This window comes from Thermoactinomyces sp. FSL K6-2592 (genome assembly GCF_038006465.1).
Taxonomy (GTDB): Bacteria; Bacillota; Bacilli; order Thermoactinomycetales; family Thermoactinomycetaceae; genus Thermoactinomyces; species Thermoactinomyces vulgaris.
In genome coordinates this window covers 1836950-1856338 of record NZ_JBBOVH010000001.1, presented here as the reverse complement: position 1 = coordinate 1856338, position 19389 = coordinate 1836950, and the positions used below count along the sequence as shown (strand labels likewise).

The 19389-nt window shown below is 49.0% G+C and carries 24 protein-coding genes and 1 other annotated feature; of the genes, 20 read left to right on the top strand and 4 right to left on the bottom strand.

Annotated elements, in window-relative coordinates; translation table 11 throughout:
* The first annotated feature begins 6 nt into the window (after nt 1–6).
* Both murC and NYE37_RS09710 read left to right on the top strand, forming a co-directional pair.
* On the top strand, nt 7–1392 hold the full coding sequence (murC, locus tag NYE37_RS09715; protein ID WP_037993770.1) for a UDP-N-acetylmuramate--L-alanine ligase: 1386 nt from the start codon (nt 7–9) through the stop codon (nt 1390–1392).
* A 99-nt stretch (nt 1393–1491) separates the two neighbouring features.
* A complete protein-coding gene (locus NYE37_RS09710; RefSeq protein ID WP_037993522.1) occupies nt 1492–2133 on the top strand; it encodes an SCO family protein in 642 nt (213 codons plus the stop codon).
* 30 nt (nt 2134–2163) lie between these two features.
* On the opposite strand, the gene NYE37_RS09705 is transcribed toward NYE37_RS09710, so the two are convergent.
* Nucleotides 2164–3393 (bottom strand): ABC transporter permease, encoded by a 1230-nt coding sequence (locus tag NYE37_RS09705; protein ID WP_037993520.1) that lies wholly within the window; start codon nt 3391–3393, stop codon nt 2164–2166.
* Nucleotides 3390–4124 carry an ABC transporter ATP-binding protein gene (locus NYE37_RS09700; protein WP_340711948.1) on the bottom strand — a complete coding sequence of 245 codons (735 nt, stop codon included), beginning with the start codon at nt 4122–4124 and terminating at the stop codon, nt 3390–3392. The genes NYE37_RS09705 and NYE37_RS09700 overlap by 4 nt, the downstream gene beginning before the upstream one ends.
* A 165-nt stretch (nt 4125–4289) precedes the next feature.
* Between NYE37_RS09700 and NYE37_RS09695 the strand changes: the two genes are divergently transcribed.
* The 17 genes from NYE37_RS09695 to obgE all read left to right on the top strand — a co-directional run bounded on the left by NYE37_RS09695 (nt 4290) and on the right by obgE (nt 17819).
* Entirely contained in the window at nt 4290–5261 is a 972-nt protein-coding gene (locus tag NYE37_RS09695; protein WP_062842944.1) for a type IV pilus twitching motility protein PilT, read from the top strand.
* Nucleotides 5254–5955 carry a prepilin peptidase gene (locus tag NYE37_RS09690; protein WP_037993517.1) on the top strand — a complete coding sequence of 234 codons (702 nt, stop codon included), beginning with the start codon at nt 5254–5256 and terminating at the stop codon, nt 5953–5955. The genes NYE37_RS09695 and NYE37_RS09690 overlap by 8 nt, the downstream gene beginning before the upstream one ends.
* Nucleotides 5956–6002: 47 nt before the next feature.
* Complete coding sequence (locus NYE37_RS09685) at nt 6003–7118, top strand: SPOR domain-containing protein (RefSeq protein ID WP_198241361.1); 1116 nt, start codon at nt 6003–6005, stop codon at nt 7116–7118.
* Nucleotides 7119–7314: 196 nt separating this feature from the next.
* Complete coding sequence (locus tag NYE37_RS09680; RefSeq protein WP_037993512.1) at nt 7315–7914, top strand: Maf family protein; 600 nt, start codon at nt 7315–7317, stop codon at nt 7912–7914.
* 89 nt (nt 7915–8003) lie between these two features.
* Nucleotides 8004–8711, top strand: coding sequence for a RadC family protein (gene radC, locus NYE37_RS09675; protein WP_037993511.1), 708 nt, complete (start codon nt 8004–8006; stop codon nt 8709–8711).
* Between the two features lie 43 nt (nt 8712–8754).
* Nucleotides 8755–9813 (top strand): rod shape-determining protein, encoded by a 1059-nt coding sequence (locus tag NYE37_RS09670; protein ID WP_037993509.1) that lies wholly within the window; start codon nt 8755–8757, stop codon nt 9811–9813.
* Nucleotides 9814–9828: 15 nt separating this feature from the next.
* Entirely contained in the window at nt 9829–10644 is an 816-nt protein-coding gene (gene mreC / locus NYE37_RS09665) for a rod shape-determining protein MreC (protein WP_198241362.1), read from the top strand.
* Between the two features lie 30 nt (nt 10645–10674).
* Entirely contained in the window at nt 10675–11205 is a 531-nt protein-coding gene (gene mreD, locus NYE37_RS09660; protein ID WP_037993505.1) for a rod shape-determining protein MreD, read from the top strand.
* A 76-nt stretch (nt 11206–11281) separates the two neighbouring features.
* Entirely contained in the window at nt 11282–11962 is a 681-nt protein-coding gene (locus NYE37_RS09655) for a septum site-determining protein MinC (protein ID WP_037993502.1), read from the top strand.
* A 26-nt stretch (nt 11963–11988) separates the two neighbouring features.
* Entirely contained in the window at nt 11989–12783 is a 795-nt protein-coding gene (gene minD, locus NYE37_RS09650) for a septum site-determining protein MinD (RefSeq protein WP_037993501.1), read from the top strand.
* A gap of 96 nt (nt 12784–12879) precedes the next feature.
* Complete coding sequence (locus NYE37_RS09645) at nt 12880–13638, top strand: M23 family metallopeptidase (protein WP_121874009.1); 759 nt, start codon at nt 12880–12882, stop codon at nt 13636–13638.
* Between the two features lie 13 nt (nt 13639–13651).
* Nucleotides 13652–14497, top strand: a complete 846-nt coding sequence (locus NYE37_RS09640; protein ID WP_165489750.1) for a M50 family metallopeptidase — start codon at nt 13652–13654, stop codon at nt 14495–14497.
* A 68-nt stretch (nt 14498–14565) separates the two neighbouring features.
* Nucleotides 14566–14638: a sequence feature (ribosomal protein L21 leader region), on the top strand.
* A gap of 12 nt (nt 14639–14650) precedes the next feature.
* Nucleotides 14651–14965: a 50S ribosomal protein L21 gene (gene rplU / locus NYE37_RS09635; protein WP_037993499.1), complete on the top strand. Its 315-nt coding sequence runs from the start codon at nt 14651–14653 to the stop codon at nt 14963–14965.
* 11 nt (nt 14966–14976) lie between these two features.
* Nucleotides 14977–15300 (top strand): ribosomal-processing cysteine protease Prp, encoded by a 324-nt coding sequence (locus NYE37_RS09630; RefSeq protein ID WP_309485331.1) that lies wholly within the window; start codon nt 14977–14979, stop codon nt 15298–15300.
* Nucleotides 15301–15322: 22 nt separating this feature from the next.
* Nucleotides 15323–15631, top strand: coding sequence for a 50S ribosomal protein L27 (rpmA, locus tag NYE37_RS09625; RefSeq protein ID WP_037993495.1), 309 nt, complete (start codon nt 15323–15325; stop codon nt 15629–15631).
* A 156-nt stretch (nt 15632–15787) separates the two neighbouring features.
* Nucleotides 15788–16507, top strand: a complete 720-nt coding sequence (locus NYE37_RS09620; protein WP_198052580.1) for a Spo0B domain-containing protein — start codon at nt 15788–15790, stop codon at nt 16505–16507.
* Between the two features lie 7 nt (nt 16508–16514).
* Nucleotides 16515–17819, top strand: a complete 1305-nt coding sequence (gene obgE / locus NYE37_RS09615; RefSeq protein ID WP_037993764.1) for a GTPase ObgE — start codon at nt 16515–16517, stop codon at nt 17817–17819.
* Nucleotides 17820–17847: 28 nt separating this feature from the next.
* On the opposite strand, the gene NYE37_RS09610 is transcribed toward obgE, so the two are convergent.
* Complete coding sequence (locus NYE37_RS09610; protein WP_049719907.1) at nt 17848–18228, bottom strand: hypothetical protein; 381 nt, start codon at nt 18226–18228, stop codon at nt 17848–17850.
* A gap of 79 nt (nt 18229–18307) precedes the next feature.
* Complete coding sequence (locus tag NYE37_RS09605; RefSeq protein ID WP_037993998.1) at nt 18308–18778, bottom strand: low molecular weight protein-tyrosine-phosphatase; 471 nt, start codon at nt 18776–18778, stop codon at nt 18308–18310.
* A 148-nt stretch (nt 18779–18926) separates the two neighbouring features.
* Between NYE37_RS09605 and NYE37_RS09600 the strand changes: the two genes are divergently transcribed.
* A complete protein-coding gene (locus tag NYE37_RS09600; RefSeq protein WP_037993997.1) occupies nt 18927–19370 on the top strand; it encodes an ACT domain-containing protein in 444 nt (147 codons plus the stop codon).
* The last annotated feature ends 19 nt before the right edge of the window (nt 19371–19389 follow it).

The following is a 19389-nucleotide window of genomic DNA, read 5'->3' as shown; positions in this document are numbered from 1 at the left end:
TTCACGATGAATAGTCAAAAAAGGGTTCACTTTGTAGGAATTGGCGGATATGGCATGAGTGCCATTGCACGGGTTCTTTTGGACTTGGGTTATCAGGTGTCCGGTTCGGATGTGGCCGAAAACGCATTGGTGAAAAACCTGATGGAGCGCGGAGCCGAGGTTTCGATCGGGCACTCGGCTGAGCATGTTCACGGGGCGGACATCGTTGTCTATTCTTCAAGCATTTCTCCGGACAATGTGGAACGGGTGGCGGCCAAAGAACAAGGGATTGAAGTGCTTCACCGTTCTCAAATGTTGGCTCGCCTTTTAAATGACAAAAAAGGGATCGCTGTTGCAGGGGCTCATGGAAAAACAACCACTTCCTCCATGGTTGCCCAGACGCTGGAATTGTGCGGAGTGGATCCGACCTATATCATCGGTGGAGAGATTGTTGCCTTGAAAGGAAATGCCAAAGCCGGCCGGAGCGATTATGTCGTCGCCGAAGCGGACGAAAGCGACGGGTCTTTCCTGGAGTATTATCCGCATCTGGCTGTCGTGACCAATATTGAAGCGGATCATCTTGAAAATTATGGCGGCGATTTTGAAAACTTGAAAAAGGCGTACCGTTCCTTCCTCAATCAGGTAAGGCCGGACGGTGCGGCAGTGCTGTTTTGGGACGATGGATATGTCCGGGAAATGGCGGATGATGTAAATGGCCGTATCATCACGTATGCCATTGAACGCGATGCGGATTACCGGGCGGTGAACATCCGCGAAAATTTGCGTCAGATTCAGTTTACCGTTGTGCGCGGGGAGGAAGTTTTGGGGGATGTGCTGTTAAACATCCCGGGACGCCACAATGTGGCCAATGCTTTGGCGGCCGTCATTGTCTGCTTGGAAGCCGGGGTGCCGTTTGAGCAAATTGTGAAAGCGTTGTTCCGTTTTCAGGGAGCCAAACGCCGCTTCCAAGTGATTGGCGAAGAACAAGACATCTTGATTGTGGATGATTATGCCCATCATCCGACCGAAATCCAAGCCACATTAAAAGGGGCAAAGGCGCTCGACCGCCGGATGGTTGTGGTCTTCCAGCCGCAGCGGTATTCACGCACGCATTTATTGATGAATGAATTCAGCCAGGCTTTTTACGATGCAGATGAAGTGATCATCAATACAATTTATGCACCGCCCGGCGAGCAACCGATTCCCGGCGTCACCGCCGAGCGTTTGGCCGAACTGATCAAGCAAAACAGCAATGCCAATACACGGTTTTTGGCCACCAAAGAAGAAGTGGTTGAATATCTGGTTCAACATCTGAAGCCCAACGATTTGGTGATGACCATGGGAGCCGGCGATATTTGGCGGGTGGCTCACATGCTGAAAGATGAATTGCAAAAAGAACGGGTGAATGAGTAACAATTCATAGCGGAGTCGGAAAAGAGCCGGTATTTCATCGGCTCTTTTTCTGCAGGAAGGATTTATGCTATGCTTTGCATGAGGAAGGAGGAGAGACCGATGAAGTCAGGAAAATGGCTTACGTTGATTTTGATCGGCATGTTGGCCGTTTTGGCCGGATGCAGTGCCGGCGATCGTCCGGCAGAAGAAACCCAAACCGGACAAAGTGCCGCATCCGATAATGATGTGTCCGATCTGAATTGGAGGGTCCCTTCATTTACATATACCAATCAAAACAACGAAACCGTCGGGTTGGATGATTTGAAGGGAAAAGTATGGCTGGCCGACCTTATCTTCACGCGTTGTCCCAATGTTTGTCCGCCGATGACAGCAAACATGTCCAAAGTTCAAGAAGCTCTGAAACAAGCCGGGGTGGAAGCGGAAATCGTATCTTTCACGGTGGACCCGGAACATGATCAACCGGAACAGTTGCGGGAGTTTGCCGAAAAGCACCATGCCGATTTGAATTCATGGCACTTTTTGACCGGTTATTCCCTGGAGGAGATCCAAAAGCTGACCCGGGAGGCTTTTAAGGGTTCCATCTCTCAGCAGGAAGGGCCGTCCCCCGATGTTCCGCTTTTGATCAATCACCCGACACAATTTTATCTGATTGACCAAAACGGGAAAGTCGTGAAATTTTATGACGGATTGAAGCCGGACGCTGACCGGATCATTCAGGATATTAAAAACTTGCAAAAATAAAAGGCTTGAGATGATTCTCAAGCCTTTTTTTTAACGGGAGTTGATGAGACGTTCCCCTTGGCGGGGCAAATAAAGAAAACTGAGCGCCGAGCTGAACAAGGCACCGGCGATGATCCACAACAAGCATTCCAGGGTTGACAATGCATCAACCCCCCAAGCGAATAACGCAATCCATAAGGTTTGGATTCCCAGGTTTACCCATCCGATGAACGTCAACCCTTTTGCCCATTGAGCGGCTGAGAGGGGATATAACCGGCGAATGCCCGGGTATTGTTTCGGATCTGCCAATTGCGGCAATTGCTTGATGAACATCCAGACACAGGCGACATAGACGCCCGCGCTCACCCATCGGTTTGGAAAGATCCCGATCAAGATCATGGCCCAGATGAGCAGGCGGATCTGAATGGAAAACAGCTCGCTTTTCCGAAAAAAGGTGCGCCAATACAAATAAGAAGATGCTTTTTGCCAAGACCAACTGGGAAGGAGCCGGATCAGCCATGTCCGTTTCTTGACAGGGGTTTTGAGCCGCGGCATGTCCATAAACAGGCCGGCCAGCGAATGATAACGGGCTAACGTTTTTGTTTCCGTTTTCTGCATCAACCGCCAGGGATAGGGATAGGCGGGAGCCTTTCGGTAAATGGCAAAGGCTAAAAGCACAAGGCCGATGAGCATGCCTGACGCGAGGATTCCCTGCTGATGCAAAAAAGCATAAGCGGCCCCGCCGTTGAAAAGAAAGCGGATTCCGGTCACCAGACGCACTTGATGCACGGGAAGCAAAACGGTTAACCGCATTTGCCACCATTCGGCGAAGATGTTTGCCACTTGGATGACGGCAAAAAAGATAAAGGAGGCAAAAAAGAACCCATGGCTTTTCCAAACCGCGAGATAAACCGGATAAACCAGCAGGGTGAAAATGGCCAGGTGAATCAGATGGATGGCTGTGCTGTAGATCAATCCGGCCCGAAAATATGGCTTCATCCGGGTTTCCAGAGGCAGAAGAAAAACGGAATCCGCCGGTTGAATCCATGTGCGGATCCGGCTGGATGTCAAGAGCAAGGCATAAGGAAGGGTTAACAAAAGTTCGATCGGAAAATCGGGGGGCAGCCAGATCAGGAATTGTTCGTAAGCAAAATACACAGCAATGAATAAGATTCCCAGAAAAAGGGGCGTCCCCCCGCCGCTGGCCACCATCCGGATGCGTTGCATGGCAGCCAACCAGGAATTTTTCATTCGGTCATAAAAAAGTTTACCGGTATTCATGATCGCTTCCCTTCTATCGCCAACATAAACAATTCATCCAATGCCTTGTTTCGGGTTCCTGCCTGCCGGTTCATCTCGGACAAGGTTCCGGAGAAGCGCACTTCGCCTTCATGAAGCAATACAAAGCGCTCACAATGTTTTTCGGCCGTTTCCAAAATGTGTGTGGACATTAAAATGCCCATCCCCTCTTTTTTTTCTTCTTCCAACAATTGGAGCAAAGAACGGATGGCCAGCGGATCCAACCCGACAAAGGGTTCGTCAATGATCAAAAAACGGGGGCGGACCAAGAAAGCGCACAAGATCATGATTTTTTGCTGCATTCCTTTGGAAAAATTGTCCGGAAACCAGTTTTTCACTTTGTTCATCCGAAAACGTTCCAGCAAGGCCCCTGCGCGCTGTTTAAACTCTTCCCGAGACAATTGATAAGCACCGGCTGTCAGTTCCAGGTGCTCCCATAAAGTGAGTTCTTCATAAAATTGCGGGGTTTCCGGGATATAAGCGAGTTGGGACCGGAACGATTTCGGATTTTCTGACAACGTGTGCCCGTTGATGGTGACGGTGCCGGAAAAAGGGGTGACAAGGCCCAGGATATTTTTGATGGTGGTGCTCTTTCCGGCGCCGTTCAATCCGATGAGGCCCACCATTTCACCGGGTTTCACCGAAAAATTGACATTTTTGATGACCGGATGTTGACGGGCATATCCACCGTAAAGTTGTTTGACTGAAAGCATAAAATACTCCTTTATGCATTGAAAAATGGATATGGTTTACCATTAGTTTGCGTGAAAAAAGAAAGGATTGCAAGCAGGGAAATGATCCGCGGATGGAAAGGAAATTTCAAAATAAAGTAGAATTGGTAAAAATTGTTGATGTTTTTTGCGGGAGGAGGGAAGCGGATGCTTTTGGAGGAAGCCGTTCATCTTGCCTTGAAAGAAGGCGCGACCGATTTGCATTACATTGAGGGGGAGCATCCTTGTGTGCGGGTGAACGGGAAGGTCTTTGTTTTGTGTGCCGGCCGGGGAAAAAGAGAAGAAATTGAAAAGTGCATGGCATCCGGGGCCGATCCGGCGAGGGAGTCGGATTTCACATGGTATTCAGGTCATCACCGGGCGAGGGTCCATTGTTATCAAAAACAAGAACGGCTGGCGCTGGCCATCCGCTTTTTGCCGGATCGCATTCCGACTCCGAAAGAGCTTCATCTTCCCCCGGTGCTGTATCAAAAAGTGATGTTTCAAACCGGTTTGCTGTTGGTCACGGGCCCGACCGGAAGCGGAAAAACGACAACGCTGGCTTCCTTGATCCAGGAATTGAATCGTACGGAAGCCTTACATATCCTGACTTTGGAAGATCCGATCGAGTATCTCCATGCGTCAAAAAAGTCGCTGGTCATCCAACGGGAAATCGGGAAAGACACCGAAAGTTATGTAAGCGGCATGTTGTCCGCTTTGCGGCAAGGTCCGGATGTGATCATGGTCGGGGAGTTAAGAGACACTGAAAGCATCATGGCCGCCCTTCACCTTGCCGAAACGGGGAAACGGGTCATGGCCACTTTCCATGCCGGGAATGTGGAAAAAGCGATTTACCGGGTCATTGACAGTTTTCCCGCGGATCGGCAAAGATGGGTGCGGTCACAACTGGCTGCTTCGCTGTCGGCAGTGGTGGCACAAAAGATGGCCGGACCAAACGGCAGGCAGAAGCGGCCAGTGTTTGAAGTTTTGTTGAACCATCGTTCTGTTGCCCATCTGATTCGAAATGGCGAGATCCACCAGCTCCCTTCCGTGATGCAGGCTCATCAGGCTTCAGGCATGCAGACCATGGAAATGGAATTGAGAAAATTGCAAGAGGAAGGAATCAGTTGCATTGAATGAATTTGGATGGATGACGGCGGTCTTGAGCGGCATTGTTGCTTATTGGATTCCCGGGCTGGCTTATTGGATCGGATCGGGAAAAGTCGGGGAGCCAGTGCGTTATTCATTCCGTTTGAAACCATTGTACCGGGTTTTCTTCGCCATCTTTTCCGCCGGCTTGTCATGGGTGGTTCAATGGAAGCTGGGGACCGGTTGGGAAAGTTGGATGGCGACGGTGCTGGTTTGGTTGTTATTGGTGATAGCATTGACCGACATCTGGTTTTTTCTGATTCCCGATGTGGTCACTTACAGCGGGTTTTTCCTTTTTATGTCGTGGCGTTTCTTTATGGATGGAACCCATGTGCCCGTTTATTTGGCCGGAGGATTTTTCATCACGTCGGGGTTGTCTCTGGTAAGCTGGATCAGCCGCGGGCTGGGTTGGGGCGATGTCAAGCTGGTCGCCATGGCATCCTGGGTGATTGAATGGCCGCAACTTTTGTTGTCCATCTGGTTAGCTACACTGAGTTCCATGCTTCATGTGACCGGACGTCTCCAAACCCGGGGGAGGGCGGCCATCCGTGAACCGCTTCCTTTCGGTCCTCATTTGGCCGTCGGAATGATCCTTTCTTTATTGTGCGGGGATATGCTCCGGGATTGGTACGGGGAACAGTTTTTGCAATTTTCCTGCCCTGTTTTGGTTCTATCGTTCCTATGAATTCATAAACTATATTAACAGGATGATAGAGAGGGGGCAGTCAATCCATGGAAAAACTGAGAAAATCTCAAGTGCAAGTGCATAAAACCGGATTAAAGGTAAGGCTCCAAACCAGACCGGTAGCTGCAAAGCCGAAGCATGACTGTTCCGTCACAGCGGAAACCAAACCGCTGAACAAGCCGAAAACAAAAACGCAAAAGCCGTTTTTGGAACCATGGCTGAAAATGAAAAATTTGACGGCAGGAAGCGTGTGGCCGTGGGAAAAGGCAAAGAATGAAAAACGGGTGATTCAGTGGGCTTCCCCGAACAATCCGTTTCATCATAAAAGAACCGGGAAAAAAAGGCGGTTCAGCCCTGCCTGGCAAATGATATGTTCGGCCGGGGCCGCGCTGGTGATCGGCACCGTCATGGGACTTTCCGTGTTGAATTTGTTTTTTAACGAAAATGCCACGTTTTCCAACCGAACCATTGATTCTCATCTCAATCCGCCGGCGGATGCGGGGAGGAAAGAAACGCCGGTACCGGAACCAACCGGCCGTTCCCAGTCTCTTCCCCCGCTTCAGACCGTGATGTTGCAGGCGGGAAGTTATGAAGAAAAAGCTGGAGCGGAAAAAGCGATGAATCAATTCCGGGTGCAAGGGTTGGCCGCCGTGATGTCGGAACAAGCTCCGTACCGGATTTATCTGGGGATGGCGCCTGACCGGGATTTGGCGTTAAAATTGTCGGCGATTTATCAGGAACAGGATGTCTCCGTCTATTTGAAGGAAGTCCAATTACAAGGAGAAGCGGCATTGGATCCGGAAGTGAACCAAGTACTTCTGGATACATTGAAACAAGGAAACAACCTGGTGCAACAACTAAGCAGCCTGTCAGCCGATGCCATCCGGGGGAAGGCACAGCAGGAAACACCGCTGAAGGTGCCGGGGGGGTTATCTGAACAATTCCAAAACTTCGTCGTCCGGATGCAATCGGTGAAAGGAAAACTCCCGGGTGACGCCAAGGAATCGGCAGACAAGATGATCCGAGCGTTGGATCAGGCCGTGCAAAGCGGGTTGGCTGCACAAAAAAATCCCGGACAGGCGCTTCTGTGGCAGATGCAAGAGGGGTTGATCCGGTATACGGTTGGTTACGAGAAATTGATTCAATCCTTAAAAGAACAATGAAATTTTTTGGTCGAATGGCTCCAAGGGCATTTGGAATCTTGTTGTAGAGCTTGCCATCTGATAAACTAAAAAATGATATATGAATTGACGGCACCCCGCGAAAGCGGGTGCTTTTTTCCTTGATAAGACAATCTGTAAATTTTTGGAAATTGATTATAACGTTGGCTGGTTTTTGTTTTCAGGCAGGTGTTCATGGATGGATATGAAACGCGAAATCGTTTTGGCTTCCGGATCTCCTCGCAGAAGAGAATTGCTTGCTCGTTTTGGAGTTCCGTTTCGTGTTCAAACAAGCCACATTGATGAGAACAAGGATTTACCCGGTTTGCCGGAAAGAGTTGTGGAAGAACTGGCAAGGCGCAAAGGGAAGGCGGTTGCCGCCGGATGCCGGGATGCATTGGTTATCGGAGCAGATACAGTGGTTGTGTTTAACGGAAACATTTTGGGAAAGCCGAAAGATGAACAGGATGCCGCTTCCATGTTGAGGATGTTGTCAGGAAAAGAGCATCAGGTTTATTCCGGTCTTTCTGTGATCACCGTTGATCAGGGAGAAATCACGAGAGAGGTTGTATCGCACCGGATGACGCGTGTTTGGATGCGACCGCTTTCCGATGAGAAAATCAAATGGTATGTGAACACGAAAGAGCCTTTAGATAAAGCTGGAGCTTACGGAATCCAAGGGTTGGGAGCTTGTTTGGTGGACCGGATTGAAGGATGCTTTTTTAATGTGGTCGGCATGTCTTTGTCCCTCTTGGATGAAATGCTGACCGAAACCGGTTATACCCTTGCACAGGATTAACGTCGGAGATTCATCTCTGCTGCCCTTTGACAACTTGGTTCAATCCTCCGGGAGGAAGGAGTGGAGCGGCCGGCAGAGGAGGATGGAAGATGAAGGAACCGAAAAATTCTTTGCCGATGTTAAAAGATGTTCCGGAGGAAGAAAGACCCCGTGAGCGGATGTTGCGCTTCGGGCCGGAGAAGTTGTCCAATGCGGAGTTGTTGGCTCTTTTGCTTCGGACGGGAAGCACGGGAGAATCGGTCATGGTGCTGGCGCAACGTGTGTTGAGCAAAACGGGGGGTCTGAAAGCCCTCACACAAATCTCACTCCAAGAATTGATGCAAATTCATGGCATCGGCCTTGCCAAAGCCGTGCAAATCATGGCAGGGGTTGAACTCGGGCAACGGATTTCAAGGTTGCTGCCTGAGGAACGGTATGCCATACATTCCCCGCAAGATGCTGCCCGCTACGTCATGGAAGAGCTTCGTTTTCTGAAACAGGAACATTTCGTTTGCCTTTTTTTAAACACCAAGTATCAAGTCATCGGAAAACAGTGCATTTTTAAAGGGAGTTTAAATGCCTCTGTTGTACATCCCCGGGAAATCTTCCATGAAGCGATCCGTTTCAGTGCTGCGGCAATCGTTTGTGTACATAATCATCCCAGCGGGGACCCGACCCCCAGCCCGGAAGATCTCGAAGTGACGGAGAGGTTGGTGGAAGCAGGGAAATTAATGGGGATTGAAATTCTGGATCACCTGATTATCGGGGATCAATTGTATATGAGCATGCGTGAGCACGGCATGATTCCGGAGGAATGACCGGCGATGAATCAGATCAGGTATCATGGGGAGGAGGAATTTTATGTTTGGCGGTTTTGTCAAAGATTTGGGAATTGATTTGGGGACGGCCAACACCTTGGTATATGTCAAAGGGGAAGGAATCGTGGTCCGGGAGCCGTCCGTGGTGGCCATGGAATCGGGAACCGGAGAAATCAAAGCGGTGGGAAATGCAGCCAAACTCATGATCGGGCGCACCCCCGGTAACATTGTTGCGATCCGCCCGATGAAAGATGGTGTGATTGCGGATTACACCACCACGGCAACCATGATGGAGTATTTTATCAAAAAAGCGATGGATCAAAAGATGATCATTCCCCGTAAGCCGAATGTGATGGTCTGCATTCCGTCAGGGGTGACCCCCGTTGAAAAGCGGGCGGTGGAACAAGCATCGACGCGGGCCGGAGCCAAAGAGGCTTACACGATTGAAGAACCCTTTGCGGCGGCCATCGGGGCCGGTCTGCCCGTATGGGAGCCGACCGGGAGCATGGTGGTGGATATCGGCGGCGGCACCACCGAAGTGGCGGTCATTTCCCTCGGGGGAATCGTGACGTGCCAGTCGTTGCGGGTGGCCGGCGACAAAATGGATGAAGCGATCATCCAATATATCCGCCGGAAGCATAACTTATTGATTGGCGAGCGGACGGCGGAGATGCTGAAATTGGAGATTGGCTCGGCGATTCCGACCGATGATGATTCCGGCAAGGAAGAACGGGAAATCAAAGGAAGGGATTTGCTCACCGGTCTTCCCAGAAAAATTTCCATCACTTCGAGAGAAATTGCGGAAGCCTTGTCCGAAACGGTCAGAGAGATTATCAATGCCGTGAAATTGACTTTGGAAGAAACCCCGCCGGAGCTTGCGGCCGATATTTTGGAACGCGGGATTACGTTAACCGGGGGAGGGGCTTTGCTTCGCAATATCGATGAATGTTTGCATCAGGAGACCCACATGCCCGTGATGATCGCGGAAAACCCGCTGGATTGCGTGGCGATTGGGACGGGTGCTTCTTTGGAGCATCTTGATAAATTGAATCCGAAAAATCAATCCGGTTATCTGGAGTCGTTTCGGAAACGTTTTTATTAAAGGGTTGTGAAATGGATGAGGCGCAGTACCAATCGGTTTCTAATTGTGATGGCCCTTGTTGTTGCGATCTTTCTGACCGTCAATGTGACACGGGGGGAAAGGGGAACGCTTACGGCACCGGAAAGCTGGTTTATCAACGGCTTCGGATGGATCCAATCCTTGATTCATCTCCCTGTCCAACCCCTTCTTGCGGCGGGAAATGAAGAAGAAAGCCCCGAAACCGCCATGATGAAATTGAAAGTTCAAGCGCAAAACCTGGAAAAGGAAAATGAGGAGCTGAAAAAGCTTCTCGGCTACAAAAAAGAGCATCCGATGGATACCATTACGGCCCGGGTGGCTTACCGCAATCCGGACCGTTGGAATAACCGGCTGGTGATTAACCGGGGCTCGGAAGACGGTGTCGAGCCCAAAATGCCGGTCATCACTTCCGAGGGATTGATCGGACGGGTGGAAAATGTGACAAAGTACATGTCCGAAATTCAGCTGTTGACGGATTCCGAAGGAGGCCCCGGGGTTGCAGCGGTGATTCAGACCGGTTCGGAGGAAGTGTTGGGAATTGTCGAGGGGTATGATCCCCGGAAAAAATGTTTGATTTTAAATAAAGTCTCCGTCACTGCCCGGCCGAAGAAAGGACAAATGGTGGTGACTTCCCGGTTATCGGATGTTTATCCGGGGGGGATTTTGATCGGTACCGTCGACGATGTGAAAATGAGTGAAGGAAAAGTTGAACAGGTGGTTTACGTCAAACCGTCCGCATCGTTTGAGAATCTGGATTTTGTCATGGTGGTGAAAGATCCGGAGAAATTACAATTAAATCAGCTTCAGAAATAAAAACATACCGGGAACAGGAGGGGAAAATCGATGAAAAAATACTTCGTCGCTTTTCTCTCCTTCCTATTTATATTGGAAGGATCCAAATTGCAGTTATTGCTCCCTCAATCTTGGGGGAGCACTTTTGTCATGATTCCGGCATTGGTGGTAAGTGGTTTGATTTCTATTTCTTTCTATTTGCCGCGCCGTTATGTATTATTGATCAGTTTTATCTTCGGATTGTTCCATGATATTGTTTACGGGCCGGCCATCGGGATCAAAGCGTTCACGTTCCCTCTTGTCGCATACGGCACTTATCTGTTATCCGGCGCTTTCTCGTTGTATCAATGGATCGCAGGGATCACCTTCTTTTTGGGGCAATCCGCATATTTCATCATCCTCTATGGATGGTATTGGTTGTTTGGTTTTGCAAAGATGGATTTTTCTTATGCCTTTTGGCTCCATATCGTTCCGTCCATCCTGTTGAATTTGTTGCTGGCCTATCTCATTCATCAGCCGATCCGCTGGATCTATCAGAAAAAACGAAATCGCTCCATTATCTTTGACACGATTTTGCGTTAAGCCTTTAAAGCGCGACACGGATGGAAGGAAAATAAAGGGAGAAAGCGAAATCAATAGTGAGGCGGGTGACGTCAAGATGGGTAAAGTGTTAAAACCGGGCGTAACGATCAAAGGCACCAAAGACGGCCTTCTCTTCTATCTCGATGATTCGCGTCCCTTTTCAGCTGTATTGGAAGAGTTAAAACATAAGCTGGAAAACACGCAAGCCGCAAATATTTGGGATGGTCCTGACATGAAAGTCATCATCAAACTGGGGGAGCGGCAGATTACCCGGACGGAAGAAAAGTCGATACGCGCATTGTTCTCCAAGCGAAAGAACTTGATTATTCACGAATTCCAGTCGGAAGGAAAGCATTATCTGCAAAGGGAAGAAGATGAGATTGAAGTCAAATCGGGGACGGTGCGTTCCGGTCAAGTGTTGGTACATAGCGGAAATCTCCTTTTTCTGGGGGATGTGAATCCGGGCGGAACGATTCAATGCACGGGAAGCATTTATGTATTGGGGGCGTTGAGGGGGCTGGCCCATGCCGGATGTGAGGGAGATGAAAATGCCATCATCGTCGCATCGGTTTTGCGTCCCACACAGCTTCGCATTGCAGATGTGATTTCCCGCCCGCCGGATCGTTGGGACGAGGCCGAAGTGGGAATGCGTTTTGCTTATTTGTCGGATCATCAAATTGCTGTGGAGAAAATTCATCTTCTGGGGCAGTTGCGTCCGGAATTCGAGTGGAAAACAAACAGACGGCGTTTTTTATAGATGACAGATGGTTTGGAGGGTGAGCATTGGGAGAGAGTGTTCTTGTAACCTCGGGCAAAGGGGGCGTGGGGAAATCGACGACTTCGGTCAATATTGGAACCGCCCTTGCTTTGTCCGGGAAAAAAGTGTGTTTGGTCGATGCAGATATTGGTCTTCGAAATCTGGATGTATTGATGGGATTGGAGAACCGGATCATTTATGACCTGATTGACGTGTTGGAGAAGAAATGCCGGATTGAACAGGCTTTGATCAAGGATAAGCGTTGTGATGAGCTTTATTTGATGCCGGCCGCCCAAACGCGGGATAAAACCGCCGTTTCCAGAAAACAAATGCGTTGGTTGATTGCCGAATTAAAAGAGCAATTTGATTATGTGTTCATTGACTGCCCGGCGGGCATTGATGTCGGTTTTAAAAACGCCGTATCCGGTGCGGATGCGGCAATTGTCGTCACCACACCCGAAAATGCGGCCATCCGGGATGCGGACCGGGTGATCGGTTTATTGGAAAAAGAGGAAGTGGCGGCACCGAAATTGGTGGTAAACCGGTTGCGCAAGCAAATGGCCAGAGACGGAAGCATGATGGATGTTGATGAAGTCGTGGCGGTCCTGGCCGTGGATCTTCTGGGGGTGGTTCCCGATGATGAGCAGGTGATCCGGGCCGGGCACACGGGCGAACCGATCGTTTATGACCATCGGAATCCAGCCGGAAAAGCATACCGGAATATCGCGCGCCGGATTCAGGGGGAAATGGTTCCCCTCATGGTTTTGGAAAAAGAAGCCGGCGTGTTCACCAAAATGAAAAAATGGTTGGGATTTGCTTGATGCGACAAACGAAGCAGGCCGGGACGGTCTGCTTTTTTCATATTCCGGATGGGTTGGACATATATTGATGAAAAATGGACAAACGGGTGATAACCTATGGCCAGTGAACATGAGTGGGTTCGGCAAATTCGAAAAAGACGGGAGCAACAATGGCGTCAGATGAATAAGATCAGAGAACGGAATCTTGCCGGAAACCGCTTGGAATCCGGTTCGGTCCCGTGGTATCAGGCATCCGTGAAACAGCCGGAGGAAAACAAAGCCAAACGCAAACCGCTCCAATCATTTTTGAATCAGTGGATCATTGTGATGATTTTGTTTTTGGCAACCGCCGCGGTTTATTCGTTGCCGTCTGCCCGGACCGCTCCTGTAAAACATTGGATATCCCGGTCGCTCACAGAGGAATTTCAATTCGCAACCGTGTTGGACTGGTATCAAAAATATGCCGCCGGATCCCCGGCGTTGTTGCCTGCCTTTTCGGGGAACCATCAAGAAAAAAAAGAGGAGCAGTGGACTGCCCCGGTGGCGGGGAAAATAGCCTTGCCGTTTGATGAGAAACGAAAAGGAGTGGTTCTCGTCACCCCGGAGTCGGCCAAAGTGGTGGCTGCGGGAGAGGGAAGGGTTCAATTTACAGGGTATAAAGAAGGACTTGGCAACACCATCATTATTCAGCATGCCAACGGGACCGAAACATGGTACGGCTGGTTGGAAGATATGAAAGTAAAAGAAAAAGACTGGGTTCAAAAAGGAAAAGAGATTGGTACGGTCAAAAAGATGGAGAATCAATCCTTTTTCTATTTTGCCATCCGGAAAAATAAAGCATTCATCAATCCGGTGAGCGTGATTCCGTTTGATTAAGCGGATGGTTCCGGTGCCCGTTCGAATTCATCCTTTGTTTTGGCTCATTGTCTGTTCAGCGGTATGGACAGGCTATTTTATTGAGATCATCACTTTGTTTGTGCTGGTGTTGATTCATGAATTGGGCCATGCCGCCGCTGCCGGTGCATTCGGCTGGAGGGTGGATTCCATTGAGCTGTTGCCGTTTGGCGGTGTGGTGAAAACCGATGAATGGGGAACGGTGCCGTCCCGGGAAGAGATGACCGTCGCTTTGGCCGGACCGTTTCAACATATCCTGATGATCCTCATCAGTTTGTTTTTCTTCCGGCAAGGATGGTGGACAAAGGAGTGGACAGAATATTTTATCCAAGGGAATCTCATGATCGCCGGGTTTAACCTGTTGCCTGTCTATCCTTTGGACGGGGGGCGTGTTTTTCTTTCGGCGCTCAGTTATTTTTTCCCGTACCGGTTTTGCCTTCACTTTACACTGTGGACGGGAATGGCCGGGTCGCTGGCATTGTGCGTGCTGGCCCTTTTTTGGTCACCCGGGGGGATTTTGGTTCACTTGCTGATCCTCGGCATCTTTTTGTTTTATTCCAATTTGCGGATGTTCAGGCAGAAAAATATCCATTTTGTCCGTTTTCTTCTCTTTCGGCGTCATCATCCCGATCTGTCCCGCCCGGTCAAAAAGTTGCGCATGAAACCCGACACCCGTTTGAATGAGGTGATTTTAAAGCTCTGTAAAGAAAAATACCATGTTTTGGAGATTGTGGATCAAAACGGGGAACTGGTAAGTATTTTGCCCGAAGAATGGCTGCTCGATGCTTACATGTCTTGTCCGTACGGCAAAACAACCATCAAGGAATGGTTTGCGTCATGAAATTGGGTGGAGTTGGAAGCGAAAACACTTTGACAATTTCCATTGGAATGTGCTAAGATAAGCGTTGTTGTTATCACCGCTCACAACAGGATTCCAAAAGGCTTGATGCCTTTCCTGCTGGTGGCGAGTCTCTATTTAAGAGGAGGATTGGAAATGTACGCTGTAATCGAAACAGGTGGCAAACAATATCGCGTGGAGAAAGACAGTGTTCTCTACATTGAAAAACTGGATGCACAAGAAGGGGAAACCGTCACCTTTGATAAAGTTTTGCTGGTGAATGACGGTGAACAAGTCAAAGTGGGAACCCCTCTGGTGGAAGGTGCAAAAGTAACCGGTAAAGTATTGAAACATGGAAAAGGAAAAAAAATCACCGTGTTTAAATATAAACCGAAAAAGAATTACAAACGGAAAAAAGGGCATCGTCAGCCGTTTACCAAAGTGGTCATCAGCGGCATTGAAGCCCAATGATCCAGGTTCGGGTGAAGCGTGATGGCCAAAACCGTGTGAAACGGGTGTTGATTACCGGGCATGCCGATTATGGCGAGTATGGAAAAGATATTGTGTGTGCCGCTGTTTCCGGCATTTCCATCGGCATGGTGAATGCCATTGAACAAATGTTTGGTGTCCAGGTTCATCGTGATGATGATGGAGACGGGAAAATTGATTGTTTTTTGCCGGATCAGGTGAAAGATCCTGATACTCGTGAAAAAATCGGCTTGTTGCTGGAAGCGATGGTCGTCTCACTCGAAAACGTGGCGGAAGCCTATTCTTCTTATGTTAGAATAAGTGATTGGAAATCATAATGAACAGAAAGAGGTGGACATGATGCTGAAACTTAACCTGCAATGCTTTGCTTCGAAAAAAGGTGTGGGTTCCACAAAAAACGGTCGGGACAGCATTTCCAAACGTCTGGGTGTAAAACGCGGAGACGGCCAATTCGTATTGGCTGGAAATATTTTGGTTCGTCAACGCGGAACCAAAATTTACCCGGGTTTGAATGTCGGCCGTGGCGGAGACGACACCTTGTTTGCGAAAGCTGACGGAATCGTACGTTTCGAGCGTATGGGACGCAACAAAAAACGCGTCAGCATCATTCCGGTTGCAGAAAAAGAAGCAGCCGCTGCACGTGCGTAAGATTGAATTTCAAATAGCATTCCAATGAAAGGTAAGCATTGTTCGTCGTCGGGCAAGTGCTTACCTTTTATTTATGGGTTTTTCTTTCAGGGGCAATCTTGTACAATAAATGGCAAAGCAAAATTTCGGATATACATAAGATGGGAGAGGTTTATTTTGAAGCGGGGGTTTATGCTCAGTAAGCCGTTTGTTCCGTTGATGTTGGTGATGACCGGGTGGCTTGTGCATCCGTTTGGAAAATCGGGGGATGTTTTCTTTTTCCTCGCTTCATGGTGTGCTCTTTTGGGAGGGATCTTTTATTGGCAACGCCAAAATGAAATCCGGGAAGCCGGCCGGATCAAGAAAATGTTGTCCGATTTGCGGCATGAATGGATGAATCATATTCAGGTTTTGATGGGATATTTGATGATGAAAAAAGAAGAGGCCATGAAAGATTACTTCAACCGGCTGGTGAAACAAGCCCAAAACGAGCGCATCATCTCGAATCTGTCTTATGCTCCGCTGGCGGTTGCTTTGCTTGACATTCGCCATCGTCTGAAAGAGTGGGAGCTGTCTTTGGATGTTTCGGATCAGTTCCGGTTTGAATCGGTGGAAGAAGAAAAGAAATTTTTAAAAATTTGGCAGCAGTTGATGACGATGATCGAAAACAGGCATCAACAAACGGATGCGTATACCGGGGTCTCTTTTTCTTTGGAAAAAGAGGAAAACCAGGTGCGGGTCGGGGTCCGGTCAAACGAGGCTTCCCTTTGTTCCGGAAAATGGTTGCCGTTATTGGAAGAACGTCTGAAAACGGTGGAACCATCGATCGCGATCCAAAACCTGGAGAATGCATTCGTGTTGACATATCAACTGAAGCCGAATGGACTGGGAAGGTGACGAAGCAATGTTTGTGGATAAGGTCAAGGTTTATGTAAAAGGCGGGGATGGTGGAAACGGCATGGTGGCATTCCGCCGGGAAAAGTATGTACCCAAAGGCGGGCCGGCAGGCGGAGACGGAGGCCGTGGCGGAGATGTCGTTTTTATCGTGGATGAAGGCTTGCGGACGTTGATGGACTTTCGGTACCAAAAGCATTTTAAGGCCAAACGGGGAGAAAACGGGCGTTCCAAATCACAACACGGTGCCAATGCAGAAGATTTGGTGGTGAAAGTTCCTCCGGGAACGGTGGTTCGTGATGCTGATACCGGTGAATTGATTGCGGATCTGACGGAAAGCGGCCAGAAAGCAGTCGTTGCCCGTGGAGGCCGTGGCGGCCGCGGAAACATCCGGTTTGCCACCCCCGTCAATCCGGCGCCGCAAATTGCAGAAAACGGGGAACCGGGTGAAGAACGTTGGATTGAGCTTGAATTGAAATTATTGGCGGATGTCGGCCTTGTCGGGTATCCGAGCGTTGGAAAATCAACTTTGTTATCTGTTGTTTCTGCAGCCAAACCCAAAGTGGCCGCCTACCACTTCACGACGTTGGTTCCCAACCTGGGAGTGGTTCATGTCGAAAGCGGACGCAGCTTTGTGATGGCGGACCTTCCCGGATTGATTGAAGGCGCACATCAGGGAGTCGGCTTGGGGCATCAATTTTTGCGCCATGTTGAACGGACCCGGGTGATCGTCCATGTCATTGACATGGCAGGCTCCGAAGGACGGGATCCTTATCAGGATTATTTGCAGATCAATGAAGAGTTGAAGCAATATCGCCAGGAATTGGAGAAGCGCCCGCAAATTGTGGCGGCTAACAAAATGGATTTGCCGGATGCCGAAGAAAACCTTGCATTGTTTAAAGAGCAAGTGGGAGAAGAAGTGCCGGTTTATCCGATTTCCGCAGCGACCGGCGAAGGGGTCAAAGAGTTGATTTATGCGGTTGTTCAGCTGTTGGAGAAAGTGGAAAAAGAGATGCCGGCTTACGGGAAATCGATGGAACTGCCTGCACAGAGGAAGGTCTACCGGAACAAAGAAGAGGATGAACCGGCATTTACCATTCGCAAAGAAAATGAAGTTTACGTGGTGGAAGGGGAGCGGATCCAAGCGTTGGTTCAGCGGACGAACTTTTCCTATCATGACAGCATCATGCGCTTTGCAAAAATCATCCGGAATATGGGAGTGGAAGAAGCGCTCCGCAAACGCGGGGCAAAAGATGGAGATACGGTACGGATCGGGGACATGGAATTTGAATTGAATGATGCCGTGGATTATTAAAAAAGCAACCGGTGATCCGGTTGCTTTTTTATTGGCGGATGATCCCGGTGGCATGGGAAGGACGGGCGTTTTCGTCCGAGGTCTGATCCAGTTTGAACATGAATTTACCTTCATCATGCGCAATCTTTTGTATTTTCTTTGTGCCCGGCGGGACCTCTCCCTCGGCGATGGTCGGACATTCCAAATGGTCACAGTAGGTAAATACATAGAAATAGATCGGAGAAGGGCCGTCATTTTGTATTTCCATGGTCATGGTTCCTTTTTCAAGGTGAAACCAATCGGTCCAGGATGAGGGCTGGGACTGGTTCGGGGTTAATGTCAAAGAATGTTCAACCGGAAATGAAAAGCCTACTGAAAAACAAACGAGTAAGAGGATGGAGAAAATTTTTGTTTTCCAGAGTTGTTGCATTTCATCACCACCTTGCTCTATTTAGTATAAGCAGGATTGGATGGAATATGAAAGGGAAACCGGACAGTTTCCCGAAAATTTAGTGAAGGTTATGTTCCTTTTTGATGAAATTAAGTAAATTTTTACATCCTTCGCTGACTAAATCATAGGTTTCTTGAAAATTGCCGGTGTACCACGGATCGGGCACTTCGGTGTAAGAAGTCCCGGGAATAAAGTCGACAAACCGGTAAATTTTGTGATCCGGGTCCGGAGCCAAACGCTTCAAATCGCGCACGTTATGGTTATCCATGCCGATGATATAGGTGAAAGCGGAAAAGTCGTCCCGCTTTACTTGACGAGCTGAGATGCCTTCAAAGGAGATCCCGGCTTCGGTTAATTTTTTTTGCGTTCCACGGTGAGGGGGTTCTCCGGTATGCCAGTCCCCGGTGCCGGCTGAGTCTGTCTGGATTTCCTGATCCAGCCCTTCTTCTTTGACCAGATGGCGGAACACGGCCTCGGCCATGGGGGAACGGCAAATGTTGCCCAGGCAGACAAACAGTACTGAAATCATTGACAAATCGCTCCTTTTGGTTGCAAATGATCGCAGATTTTATCATAACACGAAAAAATATATGAAAAAAGCTTGCTTGAAAACGTTCTCAAAGATTAAAATGTCCGTATATAGAAAACATTTGTTTTTTAATGGGGGACAGTTGGGTATGTCAGAAGATATATTCGCATTGGTTCGTGTGGATATGCTTCCTGAAGCCATCCAGAAAACATTGGAAGTGAAAAAATTGCTTGAAACCAAAGAAGTGACCAAGGTGCAGGAAGCAGTGGAAAAAGTGGGCTTGAGCCGCAGTTCGTTCTACAAATATAAAAACGGTGTTTTTCCGTTTAACGCGATGGTGAAAGAAAAGATTGTCACCATTGCCTTGACGCTGGAACACCGGGCAGGGGTTTTGTCCCAAGTGCTCCAATATATGGCCGGTATGAACACCAGTGTCCTGACCATCAACCAGACCATTCCCTTGCAAGGGGAAGCCACGGTGTCGATGTCCGTGGATACCACGCAGATGGAAGCCGATATCCAAACCGTTTTGCACGGGCTTTCCCGTTTGGATGGTGTGCGGCGGGCCGCCGTTGTCGGATCCGGCGAGTAAAAAGTGAGTGAGGAGAGGA

What these genes read in the sequence shown, in the direction of transcription:
- murC (WP_037993770.1), top strand. Translation starts at nt 7, where the DNA reads ATGAATAGTCAAAAAAGGGTTCACTTTGTAGGAATTGGCGGATATGGC.
- NYE37_RS09710 (WP_037993522.1), top strand. Translation starts at nt 1,492, where the DNA reads ATGAAGTCAGGAAAATGGCTTACGTTGATTTTGATCGGCATGTTGGCC.
- NYE37_RS09705 (WP_037993520.1), bottom strand. Translation starts at nt 3,393, where the DNA reads ATGAATACCGGTAAACTTTTTTATGACCGAATGAAAAATTCCTGGTTG.
- NYE37_RS09700 (WP_340711948.1), bottom strand. Translation starts at nt 4,124, where the DNA reads ATGCTTTCAGTCAAACAACTTTACGGTGGATATGCCCGTCAACATCCG.
- NYE37_RS09695 (WP_062842944.1), top strand. Translation starts at nt 4,290, where the DNA reads ATGCTTTTGGAGGAAGCCGTTCATCTTGCCTTGAAAGAAGGCGCGACC.
- NYE37_RS09685 (WP_198241361.1), top strand. Translation starts at nt 6,003, where the DNA reads ATGGAAAAACTGAGAAAATCTCAAGTGCAAGTGCATAAAACCGGATTA.
- NYE37_RS09680 (WP_037993512.1), top strand. Translation starts at nt 7,315, where the DNA reads ATGGATATGAAACGCGAAATCGTTTTGGCTTCCGGATCTCCTCGCAGA.
- radC (WP_037993511.1), top strand. Translation starts at nt 8,004, where the DNA reads ATGAAGGAACCGAAAAATTCTTTGCCGATGTTAAAAGATGTTCCGGAG.
- NYE37_RS09670 (WP_037993509.1), top strand. Translation starts at nt 8,755, where the DNA reads ATGTTTGGCGGTTTTGTCAAAGATTTGGGAATTGATTTGGGGACGGCC.
- mreC (WP_198241362.1), top strand. Translation starts at nt 9,829, where the DNA reads ATGAGGCGCAGTACCAATCGGTTTCTAATTGTGATGGCCCTTGTTGTT.
- mreD (WP_037993505.1), top strand. Translation starts at nt 10,675, where the DNA reads ATGAAAAAATACTTCGTCGCTTTTCTCTCCTTCCTATTTATATTGGAA.
- NYE37_RS09655 (WP_037993502.1), top strand. Translation starts at nt 11,282, where the DNA reads ATGGGTAAAGTGTTAAAACCGGGCGTAACGATCAAAGGCACCAAAGAC.
- NYE37_RS09645 (WP_121874009.1), top strand. Translation starts at nt 12,880, where the DNA reads ATGGCCAGTGAACATGAGTGGGTTCGGCAAATTCGAAAAAGACGGGAG.
- rplU (WP_037993499.1), top strand. Translation starts at nt 14,651, where the DNA reads ATGTACGCTGTAATCGAAACAGGTGGCAAACAATATCGCGTGGAGAAA.
- rpmA (WP_037993495.1), top strand. Translation starts at nt 15,323, where the DNA reads ATGCTGAAACTTAACCTGCAATGCTTTGCTTCGAAAAAAGGTGTGGGT.
- obgE (WP_037993764.1), top strand. Translation starts at nt 16,515, where the DNA reads ATGTTTGTGGATAAGGTCAAGGTTTATGTAAAAGGCGGGGATGGTGGA.
- NYE37_RS09610 (WP_049719907.1), bottom strand. Translation starts at nt 18,228, where the DNA reads ATGCAACAACTCTGGAAAACAAAAATTTTCTCCATCCTCTTACTCGTT.
- NYE37_RS09605 (WP_037993998.1), bottom strand. Translation starts at nt 18,778, where the DNA reads ATGATTTCAGTACTGTTTGTCTGCCTGGGCAACATTTGCCGTTCCCCC.
- NYE37_RS09600 (WP_037993997.1), top strand. Translation starts at nt 18,927, where the DNA reads ATGTCAGAAGATATATTCGCATTGGTTCGTGTGGATATGCTTCCTGAA.